Origin of the sequence: Kordiimonas sp. SCSIO 12603 (assembly GCF_024398035.1) — a bacterium.
Classification (GTDB): domain Bacteria; phylum Pseudomonadota; class Alphaproteobacteria; order Sphingomonadales; family Kordiimonadaceae; genus Kordiimonas.
Genome location: NZ_CP073748.1, coordinates 85,173 through 98,143 on the forward strand (window position 1 = coordinate 85,173; position 12,971 = coordinate 98,143).

10 protein-coding genes are annotated in these 12,971 nt (G+C 46.5%); 7 read left to right on the forward strand and 3 right to left on the reverse strand.

Annotated features, from left to right (window positions below; translation table 11 throughout):
* Window positions 1-94: 94 nt before the first annotated feature.
* Window positions 95-3,004 (reverse strand): TonB-dependent siderophore receptor, encoded by a 2,910-nt coding sequence (locus KFE96_RS00315; protein ID WP_255834025.1) that lies wholly within the window; start codon window positions 3,002-3,004, stop codon window positions 95-97.
* 1,313 nt (window positions 3,005-4,317) lie between these two features.
* On the opposite strand from KFE96_RS00315, the gene KFE96_RS00320 reads away from it, so the two are divergent.
* Genes KFE96_RS00320 through KFE96_RS00350 form a run of 7 tightly spaced genes read left to right on the forward strand, consistent with a single transcriptional unit; the run spans window position 4,318 to window position 9,658 of the window.
* Entirely contained in the window at window positions 4,318-5,115 is a 798-nt protein-coding gene (locus tag KFE96_RS00320) for a DUF4198 domain-containing protein (protein ID WP_255834026.1), read from the forward strand.
* Window positions 5,116-5,137: 22 nt separating this feature from the next.
* Complete coding sequence (locus tag KFE96_RS00325; protein ID WP_255834027.1) at window positions 5,138-5,965, forward strand: hypothetical protein; 828 nt, start codon at window positions 5,138-5,140, stop codon at window positions 5,963-5,965.
* A 17-nt stretch (window positions 5,966-5,982) separates the two neighbouring features.
* Window positions 5,983-6,681 (forward strand): MotA/TolQ/ExbB proton channel family protein, encoded by a 699-nt coding sequence (locus KFE96_RS00330; RefSeq protein ID WP_255834028.1) that lies wholly within the window; start codon window positions 5,983-5,985, stop codon window positions 6,679-6,681.
* Window positions 6,682-6,689: 8 nt separating this feature from the next.
* Entirely contained in the window at window positions 6,690-7,079 is a 390-nt protein-coding gene (locus tag KFE96_RS00335) for a biopolymer transporter ExbD (RefSeq protein ID WP_255834029.1), read from the forward strand.
* 2 nt (window positions 7,080-7,081) lie between these two features.
* On the forward strand, window positions 7,082-7,459 hold the full coding sequence (locus KFE96_RS00340) for a biopolymer transporter ExbD (RefSeq protein WP_255834030.1): 378 nt from the start codon (window positions 7,082-7,084) through the stop codon (window positions 7,457-7,459).
* Window positions 7,460-7,474: 15 nt separating this feature from the next.
* Window positions 7,475-8,938, forward strand: coding sequence for a DUF2271 domain-containing protein (locus KFE96_RS00345; protein WP_255834031.1), 1,464 nt, complete (start codon window positions 7,475-7,477; stop codon window positions 8,936-8,938).
* A 9-nt stretch (window positions 8,939-8,947) separates the two neighbouring features.
* Window positions 8,948-9,658, forward strand: coding sequence for a PepSY-associated TM helix domain-containing protein (locus KFE96_RS00350; protein ID WP_255834032.1), 711 nt, complete (start codon window positions 8,948-8,950; stop codon window positions 9,656-9,658).
* A 59-nt stretch (window positions 9,659-9,717) separates the two neighbouring features.
* On the opposite strand, the gene KFE96_RS00355 is transcribed toward KFE96_RS00350, so the two are convergent.
* The gene (locus tag KFE96_RS00355) at window positions 9,718-10,644 is read right to left on the reverse strand and encodes an energy transducer TonB (protein WP_255834033.1); all 927 of its coding nucleotides are present in this window, start codon (window positions 10,642-10,644) and stop codon (window positions 9,718-9,720) included.
* Window positions 10,645-10,729: 85 nt separating this feature from the next.
* Window positions 10,730-12,856, reverse strand: coding sequence for a TonB-dependent receptor domain-containing protein (locus tag KFE96_RS00360; protein ID WP_255834034.1), 2,127 nt, complete (start codon window positions 12,854-12,856; stop codon window positions 10,730-10,732).
* Window positions 12,857-12,971: the final 115 nt, after the last annotated feature.

The window sequence follows — 12,971 nt, forward strand, 5'->3', positions numbered from 1 at the left end:
TCGCCAAACTCCAATCACTCAAAATTTCCCTTACTGGTTTGAACAAAAAAGGGGGCCGTAGCCCCCTGATCTTTAACTGACCAACAAAGATCAATTAGAATGTTGCGCGAACACCGAAGTAGTAGAAACGGCCGATGTTATCAAAGATAGCAGAACCTGTACCTGCACCAGAAAGACCAACTGGTGGCACTTTCTGAGTTAGGTTGTTCACACCACCAAACAGATCAACATTGTCTGTAAGCTTATAACCTACGCGAACATCGTGGTACCAAGCAGAACCTGTGCTGAATGGGAACTGTAGATCCGGATCAGCTTCAAGGTCGTCTTGTTCAACCAGTAGCTGGCTGTCAATGAAACGAATTTCATAGTTCAGGTTAAAGCGACCGATATTCCAGTTTACGCTTGTGTTAACAGACCATTCTGGATCACCTAGCTCACCAGCTTCCTCGTCGATTTCATCAGGTGCAGTCTGGAATGGGAAATCGTCGCGGTTGATCAGGTATGTACCAAGGGTGCGGATTTGGATATCACCATAATCACCAAGGCCTAGTGATTCTACTGGGAACTGATAGTTAACTTCGAAGTCAATACCAGATGCTTTCAGTCCAGCAATGTTGTTGTTAATACGAACAGCTTCAACAACCTGACCAGATGCATCACGTGTAATTGCCGCACAGAATGCGTTGTTGATGTTTGGAGCATCCACACAGTTATCCAGAATATTCTGGAATGATGCTGTATCAATCGCATCGGTGATATCAATATTCCAATAGTCAACAGTTAGTGTCAGACCTGGTACGAAGCTTGGTGTGAACACGCCACCGATTGTGTATGTATCTGCACTTTCCTCACCAAGATTAGGGTTACCACCTTGTAGACCAGGCTGTGTACCACGTGTCTCGTCTTCTTGGAATGTTGTTGGGTCAATACCAAGTGCACGACAGTTTGCAGCGCGGTTTTCGTTACCTTGGTCAACAAAATCAACATCACATGGATCATCAAAGCCGAAGAAAGTTTGGCTTTGTGGGCCGAATAGCTCAGAGATGTTTGGCGCACGTACTGAACGGCTGTAAGTACCGCGGAAACGCAGATCATCAATTGGCTGCCAGTTCAGACCAACGTTATAAGTCGTTGTGTTCCCAACTGTTGAATAATCAGACAAACGAAGCGCTGCATCAATGGAAAGGTCTTGAGCAAATGTAACACCTGACAGAAGCGGAACAGAAACCTCTGCATATGCTTCTTTCACGTCAAATCCGCCGCGAGTAACCGGAATAACGTTCAAGAAAGTTACGCCAAGACGGTCAATACCTGTTGGTGTTGAATCGGCATCTTCTTCACGGTACTCACCACCGATCGCCCATGAAATTGGGCCAGCTGGTAGTTCAAAACCAAATACTGTTGAATCGCCAGCAACGTTAAGAGCCACCACTTTCTGCTCTAGATTTTCTACAAGAGTATCTGTGAACAAGAAGTAGTCAGCAGCTTCTTGGCTGATGTTGCCTTCGCCTAGAATGTTGATCGGAACACAGCCATTTACTGCAAAGTCTGGTAGTGCAGCAGCTGCTTCTGGATCAATATCTGAACGACACACAACATTACCAGTTGCTGGATCAATTACTGAATCCACACCAGCTGTGAAACGGTCGTTAATACGGTTGTTACCTTGAGCAACGGTTACGTTCGAACGACCGTATACAAACGATGTATCATAGCTAATGCCATTTTCGAACTGACCTTCAAAACCGATCACGCCGCGGAATAGTGTACGCTCAGTATCACTTGTACGTGGGAACAGGTTATCAATACGGCTTACACCTAGAGAATCAATACCTTGATCTACGAAGAACTGGCGCTGTTCATCATTTAGGAAACCATTGTCTGCACTGATATTCAGACCACGGCCAAATGTGTCAAAACTACCTGTACCTTCAGAGAAAGCTTGAGAGTTTACATACTTACTTTCGATGAAGAGATTTAGTTCTTCACGGAAAGAATAATTGATAGATGCAGTTACAATCGCACGCTGGCTGTCACCCTGAAGAGAACCACCGATTACATCAAGAGGAACACCCTCGCCAGTACCGTTGATAGAACGGCCACCGCCGATGCTTTCACCAATATCAAACGGGCGGAAACCTGTTGGTGTAATTGTAAAATCTTCGCCCGTTGTACGGTTACGGAAAATACCAGGGCCGTTGATGAAGTTCAGGCTCACACCTTCGAAAAGGATTTCATCCGGAATACCATCATTTGTGTTTGTTGGCGTATCACCATTTGCTGGATTCGGACGGAACGACAGATTACGACGAGATTCTGAACGATCTGTCGCCAGGAAACCATCGGTCTCAGACCATTCAACAGATAGTACCGCATTACCGCGGCCATCACCGAAGTTATCACCAGCTACGATACGTGTTGTATAGCTGAATGCGTCGCCTTCATCAGCCTGGCCAGCCTGGCCATAAATGGAAACACCCTCAAAATCTTTCTTAGTGATGAAGTTAACAACACCTGTTACCGCATCTGCACCGTAAACCGCAGAAGCACCACCAGTTAGTACCTCAACACGCTCAACAAGTTCCTGCGGAATTGAGTTAATATCAACCGCAGCGGAACCAGCCTGTGTACCAACATGGCGACGGCCGTTTTGCAGAACAAGTGTACGCGCAGTACCAAGACGGCGCAGGTCAAGGAAGCTCGTTCCTGTTGTACCAATAAAGCCTGTTGAAGCTGCTGCACTACGTGTTGAACCAAGTGCTGGAAGCTGGTTCAAGAAGTTTGCAATGTTTACCTCACCCTGTAGTGCAATGCTTTCAGCACCAATTACAGTTACCGGGCTCGGTGCAGTTGCGCCAGAACGCTTGATACGCGTACCTGTTACAACAACTTCCTCTAGAGTGTCGTCGTCAATTTCCTGAGCGGCAGCGCCAGTGCTTAGGCTTGCAATAACAGCAACCGAGCACAAAAACGCGTTCTTAGTCTTTTTATTTAATCCAAACATACTTTTCCCTTTAGCTACCTTCAATCCCTATGATGAAGAAGAAGAAGTGGCGACTTAAAACCAGAACGGCATGAAAAGTCTTCGAAAAAACAGCATCGCTTTTCTAGTATAAATTGAATTAACTTAAGATTGTGCTTTTTATGCCACAGGTAGAATACATTGAGGGGGAATCTAAAACTCCCCCCCCGGATAGTCATTTTAAACAGGGAGAAAAATAACTATTCCGCAAGCACGGTAGGGACCCGCACTGTGCGCTTCCGTCATGAGGGAACATGACAGTTGGGTATGTAGGTATTACCCCTCAGAAAGTCTAGTCACTAAATCGTTAACATTACCAAAGTTATAGTTATAAACTATTGTTTTCTAACAATTTTATATAAATTCTGGTGCCGATATAATATCTAGAATGCCGATCACAGATGACTAAATGTCGCATATAGAAAAAAGCATTATTTTTCTGATTTTAGTATTTGAATGGCGGTTCAAATACTAAAAAATCAGAAAAAAGACTCATAATTTTATCGAAATCTTCCATTATTCATATCTGAAACTGAATCTAAAAATTGCATATTATTACCGTTTTACGTTTATTATATTTGTATAACAAAACTTACTTTAGTGTAGATCTTGATACAAAATACCAACCTTAGGTTTAATTTTTGACTCAACGAAAAATATAGTTAACACCCCAAGCAATCGCTCAGAGCCGAACATAAAATCGTGACCCCAGAAACAAATTAAAATGCTCTGGTAAATCATCAGAATTTAAAATCATGTCTCTTGGGTATTAAGGGGTAGGTAAGACTGAAGCGCAGAACGCTATATGGAAAACCGAATTAGGCCACATAAAAGAAATTACGATAAAGGAGAAACATACAGCCCAGCATAACCCAAACATGGAGGTTTTTGATTGCTAGACGCCTCAGGCCGCCCCTAATAATAAAAGAGCTGCATCATATATAAAAAGACATACCACCAACCGAAAGATTAACTAACCGATAGACCGATTGCTGTAGACCGCTAGTTATATTCCAATTGCACCCTTAGTTTTTGAGGCTTAAAGACCAGCCTTCTTGCAACGATTCGCCCCAGCAGACTTTAAATGCCTAATAAGCCGCAAAATAAAATCTCTGGCTTTTCAAATGAGCATAACCTCGGCACAGAGAAGCGCTCTTGACACTATTAGGCAACACCAAAATCACTCTGAACAAATATCTCCCTTCCATATTTAACAAAATCAACATTTTATATTTGATAATCATTCTCAATTTCATTATTAACTGATTCATTCAGTTTTAATTGAGGCTAGGCACATGAAACTTCGCAAACTTCTCTTTACTTCCATTGGGGCAGCAGCACTGCTCGCGAGCACAGCATCGGCACACACGCCCTATATTGTTCCAATCAGCTTTGATCCGGCCTTTGGCAAAATGGTTACATTGGATGCCTCATTTGCTGAGAAGTTCTTCTTGCCTGAAGCTGCTTTCACTGGAAGCGAGTTTTACATCGTCACTCCAAACGGCGAGCAGGTTTCCCCAGATACACGAAGTGATCTGAAAACCCGTGTGGTGATCGAGCATTCTCTTGAAGACAAAGGCACATATAAATTCTCCACCGGTATGCGCTATGGCCGCATCTTCCGTATGTATGAGCTAAACGGCAAGCCAGGCCGTATGGAAGACCCAAGCGAACCTCTGCCCGAAGGCGCAAAAGAAACTGCACATTTTCAGGCCGTAACACGCGCAGAAACATATGTATCCAAAGGTGCGCCAACAGAAGCGGCTCTCAAACCATCAGGCAAAGGACTTGAAATTACGCCTATCACTCATCCCAACGATGTTTATGCAGGTGAACCAGTTGAATTAACTGTGCTGTTTGAAGGCAAGCCAGCGGTTGGCCTTGAAATCCCTGTATATGACGCAAGCGGTGCCTTCAGCGCAAAAGAGCCAGTAGCCAAGTTGAAAACTGATGCCGAAGGTAAAATCGAATTCACACCTGAAAAACCAGGGAATTATCTAGCCCGCGCTCGTCACAGAGTAAAAGCTCCCGAAGGCGCTAAAGCCCCTGTTTACAGCTATACATACACACTCACTTTCGAAGCGGCGCGTTAATCCGGCCCGAAGGAAAAGACCCATGAAAAAGATTGTTTCAACACTGGCAATTGCTGCAAGCGTTCTTGCTGTTACATTCCCGGCTCTACCAGCATCGCACTTCAAAGCAGGCATGATCCGCGACTATGACCTGAATGGCGATAACAAAGTATCCAAAGAGGAATTTGCGCAGGTGCGCCGTGCCCGCTTCGCAAACACCGATACAAATGGTGATGGCACTATCAGCCCAGCTGAATATCTTACTGAATTTGAAGTACGCTATGAAAGCATGCTGAAAGAACGCCAACTTAAAAGCACGCAGCACGCTTTCGATAACTTCCGCAAAACGGATACGAACAAAGACTATGTACTGACGGCAGCAGAATATAAAGTAGCGTCAGACGAACATTTTTATAAGCATGATCCGAACCATGATGGCCGTGTTGACCAAAAGGAATCAAACGGCAAGCATAAAGGGCTTTATAAAAAGTACGACACCAACGGTGATAACATCGTTCTCATCGGTGAGCATCACGCAGTACGCGACACCATGTTCAAGAACATGGATAAAAGTGGCAACGGTGTATTAAGCCGCATTGAATATGTTGGCGCTGCTGAAGCAGCAGCGGTTGCTGCAATCCCTGCTTCGGTAAAAGCTTCAGAAAAGCAAACAAAAATCCGCTTTAAAGCCATTGATAAAGATGAAAACGGCGCTATGAGCTGGGAAGAATTTGAAGCTTCCGGCATTCGCATGTTTGATCGTCTTGATACCAATAAAGATGGTTTCATTGCCGATGATGACCCTGCGCCAAAGCGGGAGCAGCAGGAAACTCAGAAGCCGAAGAAAGCAAAAGCTTCAGCAGCTCACTAACCTGATTGGAAGAACCAATGGATTTGCTTTCTCTCATTCTCTCTGGCGGTGCTATCACCATACTCCTGAGCGCTATGTCTATTATTGTGCTGACGATCACTGTTTTTAAGTTGATTGAACAGTGGCGTGCAGGCCGGTGGCACAAAGAACAATCTGCGCAGGTCATTAATTTTGTTGCCGAAAAAAACATCAAAGCAGCAAAAGCAATTACCTCAGCAAGCAACCATGCTGTTGCAAAAGTTCTGAATGCAGCGCTTGAAGAAATGCATACGAGCGAGCAAACCAACACACTTCCAAGACAACAGGGGGAGCGCATGGCAAATGCCGCGCTCTTCCAAATGAATGCATACCTGCGCGGACTTGATGTAATTGCTTCCCTCGCACCGCTCATTGGCTTGCTTGGAACCGTAATCGGGATGATTGAAGCGTTTCAGGGACTTCAAGGTGCCGGTATGCGTGCTGACCCAGCGGCGCTCGCTGGCGGTATCTGGGGCGCTCTTCTTACCACCGCTGCAGGGCTTGTAGTTGCTATTCCAGCATCTGCCCTTCTCAGTTTCTTTGATGGCCGGGTGCAAAAAACACAAGCCGATATCATTGATGCTTTTGAAGGTATGCTTGCCGCATGGCAGGGTTCCAGAGCATCGATCGCTACAGAAGAGAACAGACTGGAAGCTATCACCCCAACACCGATTCCACAGGCTGAAGCAGTGGCATGATAAAGGTGATGGAAACAAAACGGAAACGCCCTTCGCTCACACCGCTGATTGACGTGGTATTTCTGCTTTTGATCTTTTTCATGATTGTCTCCCGCCTGAGCCTTGAGCAAATGCAGGAACTTTCGCTGCCTACTACAGGCACAGCAAACATTCCTGTTTCAGATAAAAAAATTGAGCGCGTGAAAATCACGCTTCAGGCGGATGGTCTGATAAGCCACCAGGATCAAACACTCCACCTTACTGAATTCCAAGCTTTGATGCAAAACGACTTGGCGCAACCAATTGATGTCAGCCTTGGTGAAGAAGTAACGCTCCAACAAACGCTTGAGCTGATCGAAGCGCTGGGCATAGCTGGCTTCACGGAAGTAAAGCTACAAATGCGGGAGCAGGGCAAATGATTATGAAACCGCAAGTCCGCCCTGAAAGAGAAAATGTTATTCCCCTCATCAATGTGGTGTTTCTGCTTTTGATCTTTTTCATGATCGCAGGCCAGATATCTCGCCCAGAGATGCTGGATGTTATGGCGCCGTCCGTTCAGGCAGAAGCTGATATCGCAGGCATGGAAGATCGCTTGCTTGTTAACGCGGACGGCAAGGTCGCCCTCAGCGATAAAGAAATTCCTCTTGAAAACATCACCACCGCGCTCATAGCCAAAGACGGCAAAACTCTGTTGGTGAAAATTGATAAAAACTGCACCCGCAACTGTTTCCTCCCCGTGTTGCGAGCGCTCCAAAAAGCCGGACACAAAAGTGTGCGGCTTATAACAGTCCAGACCTGATTTCCGAGATCTATGATGAACCGTTTTAAAACCACTACTTTTCTTACAAGCCTCAGCCTGCTAGCAGGTGCATTTGCTCCAGCGACTGCAAGCACAGAAGAACACCGCGAAAATATTCTCGGCACCTCCTTTGATATGGCTGTGCACGGTGTAAGCGACAAAAAAGCTAAAGAAGCAATCGACGCTGCCCTTCAGGAAATTAGCCGTCTTGAAAATATCTTCAGCCCAACCAAAGCAGATAGTGAACTCGCAGCCCTAAACGGCGGCGCGAACACAGTTTCCAAAGATATGGCAGCTGTCTTAAAAGCTTGCGAGGAATGGCGCGTTAAAACCGCAGGCAGCCTTAGCTGCAGACTTGGCGAGATCAAAGCCATCTGGAAGGACGCTACACGCAACAACAGCACACCAAACACAGAACGGATGAAACGGCTCGCGGGCGCTTCTGGGGAAGCGACATTCACGCTAACTGGCAATTCAATTGAAACAAATTCCTTGAAGCTGGATCCCACGTCACTCGCGAAAGGCTACATCCTCGACAAGGCCCTAAAGGCGGCAAAAGCACAGGTACCAGACGCAACCGGCATTAAACTGGATATAGGCGGTGATGCCTTATATTGGAGGAACGCCAGCAGTGGTGCTAACTGGAATGTAGGCGTTGCCAATCCATTTGGCACGGCAGATAACGCAAATTACCTGACAACGCTCTCGCTATCATCCAAAGCCGTTGCATCCAGCGGGCACAATACTCGCACCTATACCGTTGATGGCACAGATTATAGCCAGATCATTGATCCGAAAACCGGCTGGCCAGTTAACGAAGCGCCTGCCGCTACCGTTGTTGCCAACGATGCCATGACAGCCGACGCGTTAGCCACCGCACTTTCTGTTATGCCTATCAAAGAAGGCCTTAAGCTCATCAACACCATGACAGATGTCGAAGCATTGATTATTGCGCCAGACGGTCGCCAGTTCCCAACAAACGGCTGGCACAAACTACAGGCCAAAGGTGCCGGAACAGAAGAGACTCTCTGGAATAATGATTTCACCTTCAATATTGATTTCGCCATTCCTGAAGTAGATGAAGGTAATTATCGCCGCCCTTACGTTGGTATCTGGGTTACAACACCTCGTAAGAAACTTGTACGCAGCCTTATGTTGCTGGGCGAAAGCCGCCGATGGATGGAGGAAAATTATGTTTGGTGGCGCCGTTATGGTCGCAAGTTTGATTCTGTTGTAGACGGTGTAAGCCGTCCAACCCGTATGCCGGGGCGTTATAATGCCACATGGGACGGCCGTGATGATTTTGGTAACTCTATCGAAAATGGTGACTATATCCTGCATGTAGAAATGGCCCGCGAACACGGCGGCCACACCTACAAGCAGATCGCCATCAAAATTGACGAAAATGGCTTTAAGCTACAACAGCCTGCAGAAGGCGAAATTGGTGACTTAACTGTCGTTTTTGGCAAGAAAAGCTAAGGATGGACCATGCCTTCTGCTGTTAAACAAAGTGATATGAATCTACAGCGTTCCGGCGCTGCGGCAGGTGATATTGAGAACGGGTTTACTGCCAAATTCCGTTCGCCTGAGTTCAAAAAGAAGATCAAGAAGAAAAAGAATGAAATGTACCGGCAAAGCCGGATGCTGCATACATACGTATCGGCACTCGCTTTCATTCTGCTTTTGTTTTTTGCCCTCAGTGGCTTGATGCTCAACCACCCTGAATGGTTCCAGAGCGACCGCGTTAAAACCGACGACATTCTAACACTCAGAGAAGTCGATCTAAAAGCAGCATCCGCTGCAGATAACCCTGTTCAAGCCCTATCTGATCTGGTTTCCAACCAGATCTATATTCCAGGTGAACTGAAGAACCACGAAGATTTAGGCGACGGCTATCAGCTTGAGTATCGAGGTCTTGGCGGTAGTGCCAGTGTGTTTGTTGATTTGCTTACAGGCGAAGCTGAAGTAACCGTCCGCCGCGCGACAATTGCCGATAAAATGCATAATCTTCACAAAGGCAAATATACCGGCACGGTGTGGCCGTGGATCATTGATATCACCGCTTATCTCACCCTCGCGCTGTCCCTCTTCGGGTTTATCATTTTATTCACAGTAAAAATGCGGCTGAAGAACAGCCTGCGCGTCATCGGGGGTTCTACGGTATTCCTCGGTGCCCTGATTTATTTCCTTGTACCTTAATCTGCTTAATAAGGTACATCTCCAGAACTTGCCCTTCGGCTCCCCCCGAAGGGCTTTTTTTATTGAACTCCAAACTCTATTGGAAGCACAAAAACACGTTCCTTCATACCTGCCATTTCATCAGGAAATACAGGAAAAGGACTAGCGCGTTTTATGGTTTTCAAAGCAGATTTATTGAGGATACGGTAATCACTTTCTTCAAGGATTTCAGCATTCAAGAGACCACCTACAGGATCAAGTGTGAACCGTACGGTCACGATACCCATCAAACGGCGCTTACGGGCCATACGCGGATATATTAAATTCTTTTGCACCCATACCCGTACAAGATCTTCATAGGTACGGATAACACCGCCCATCCCGCCTGACTGTGCCGCATTACCATCCCCTTCATTCCCTTTTGCTTCTGAGTTCCTACCGCCAGCCCCACCTACACTGTTAGTAACAGCGGGTGCAGCACTTCCTTCTTCTTCACCAACCGTATTGTTTATAGCGTCTGCCGGCTGCGGTGAAGGTGTTATTGTTTTTTGTGCTGATGTAGTTTTGGGTTCAACGATATCCGGATCTTCTACTTTTTCCTCTTCCTCCGAAGGCATTTCTTCTGCCTCTACCGGTACTTCCGCTTGTTCTGGTTCTTTAGGCACCTCTTCCGCACGCTCAGGTTCTTGAGGGGTTTCTATTGGCGGTTCTGGCAGCGGCTCCAAAGGTTCTGGCTGTCTTTCTTCCCGGGGTTTCTGAGCAGTTGTCTTTTTCGGTGCAGCCTGGTCCAGCATCTGCTGGTGCTCTGAAATTTCCTGTGTGTTACCCGCCTGAGAAATACCGCCTGCCGCAGCCCCTTCAAAAGCCAGTTCAACAAGCACGCCTTTTTGACCGACAGGTGGCGAGGAGGGGGCATCCAAAGATGTGTTTGCATAATAAACAATCGCGCCCGCATGAACTGCAAGCGCGATTGTCGCTGATAATGACCATAGCAACCGATTGTTCATTATAGCCTCTTTTAAATGGTTTGTGCCGCAGCGTCCCCCAAACGCTGCGACACTGCCCAAGTACATACTTGGGGGGTATCTGTTTTTAGAACTGGTAAGAAACCGATACGCGAACGTCGCGGCCAAAGCTTCTTGTGCCTGCTCTGTGACGACGGTAATCCTTATCAAACAGGTTGTTTACCGCGAGACGGATTTCCGCACCTTCAACCGCTTCCGGGCGATATGTGAAGTATAGATTATGAATGTTGTAACCAGGGTTACCATCCACTTCATTTTCTGTGTGATGACGCCACACAAACTGTGATTGGAAACCACCCTCAAGACCAGTGTCCCCGAAGCGGGTACCGCCAGAGATAGAAAGCTGATCGGCGGGTGTTGCTGTAAGATCAATATTCCGGGAAAGGTTTTCACCGCGAATGCTTGAAAAGCTCGTACGGATATAGGTTACACCGTTATCGTAAAGGCCTTCAAATTCCCAGCCCTTGAGACGATCTTCACCATCATTGATATAACTTACCGGATTGATAAGCGCAGATGTGCTGCGGATGCTAACGATCTTATCTTCAATATTATTGCGGAAATACACAAGCTTGGTACGCAGGATATCCCCCTTGGAGATTACGTCTTCAAACGCCAGCTTTATACCACCTTCCCATGTTTGGGCTGTTTCTTCCCGGAGCTGGAGACTTGTTGTTTTATCAGCTGTTCCCGCAGGGAATGGAGCGCCGAAGAAGAGCGAGTGAGCATAAATTTCGTCGATTGCTGGAGCACGGAAACCTTCATAGTATCCTCCAATAACACTTGCCCAATCAGTTAGCTTTATTTCGGCTGTTACACTTGGTGTCCAGGCTGAATAGCGGTCTGCCTGACGGAATTGATCCGCTGTAAGGAAATCATCAGGATCAGCAATACGGTCTTCAAGGCCAACCGTTGAACCTTCTGTTGTGTATGTCGCATAGCGGATAGCCGGTGTAAGGATCACACGGTCAGCGAAATTAATTTCATCCTGAATAAACGCACCAAACACATCCTGTTCACCGCTTGGCTGGCTGCGGATAGGGCCACCACTTTGCTCGCCGAAACGGTCTTGGGTGTAGAAATCAGCGCCAAATGTCATCACATGTTTCACACTACCTGTGCTGAAACGAGATGTATTGATCGCAGAAAGTTGCCAGCTTTTATAATCGAAAATACGCGTCTCACCCGGATCAAGCGATGTAGACACCGGGCCAGCAACAATGCTTGAATCAAGCCCGGTTTCCATATTGTGGGTTTTGGAATACCCAAAGCTCAGGGTGAAATCGACCCACGGGTTATCATCATTCTGGTAAGCATATTCAAGCGCTACCGATGTATCTTCAAGCTCACGGTCAATCAGACCTTCAGAAAAACCATTGTCCGTTGTGCCTCGGTCATTCTGGCGGAATTCAACGATTCCGCTGTCTTCACCGTATTGGTAGGAAGCGCTTAATTTATGGTAATCAGCCAATACTATTGAGGCCTTCAATAGAAGGTTTTTTACATTAACTGCCGACCCCTCAAATGTATCACCAGATGCAAACTCAAAATCATCAGAATCACGGAATGTAACGGCACCAAGAAGATCAATATTTTCTTCCGGACGTGCATAAAGGAAAGCGGAACCGTTCCATTCATCGTTGTTTGAATTAAAACCGGCCTTAACTTTGGCACCAAAAGTCTGACCAGCTTTTAGGAAATCAGATGCATCTTTCGTGGTCATGTTCACCACGCCGCCAATCGCGCCACTCCCGTACAATGTCGAAACCGGACCACGGACAACGTCCACCTGTTTCAAAAGTTCCGGATCGCCGAAAAAAGAACCAAGGCGGTATCCCTCAAAATATTTGGTTACACCGTCTACCCGCACAATATTCTGTTCAGGGCGAGTAACACCACGAATACTGAACTCAGCACCTTGGCGGTTAGGGCCACCATTAATGTCCACACCTGGGAGGTCTGCAACAAGTTCCATCACATTGTTTGCCTGGCGGCGGCTGATATCTTCAGAACCAACGATAGAAACCGATTTAACTGTCTCAAGCTCTTTCTTCTCCGTGAAAGTTGCCGAAACCGTTACCTTTTCAAGGCGGCTTTCTTCGTCTTTTTTCTTTTTATCTTCAGTATCTTGTGCGTGGGCAGCGGCAGTGCAGACAAGCACCATCGCTGAAGAAAGTAGCAGTTGTTTTTTCATCGTTTCCTCACATCTCTCTCGGGTTGAATGGGGAGGAGAGAGTTATTTGCAATTAATAATGCGAATGATTCGCATTTGCGATGAAAGAGGTATGAAATAATCACAAAAGTGTCAA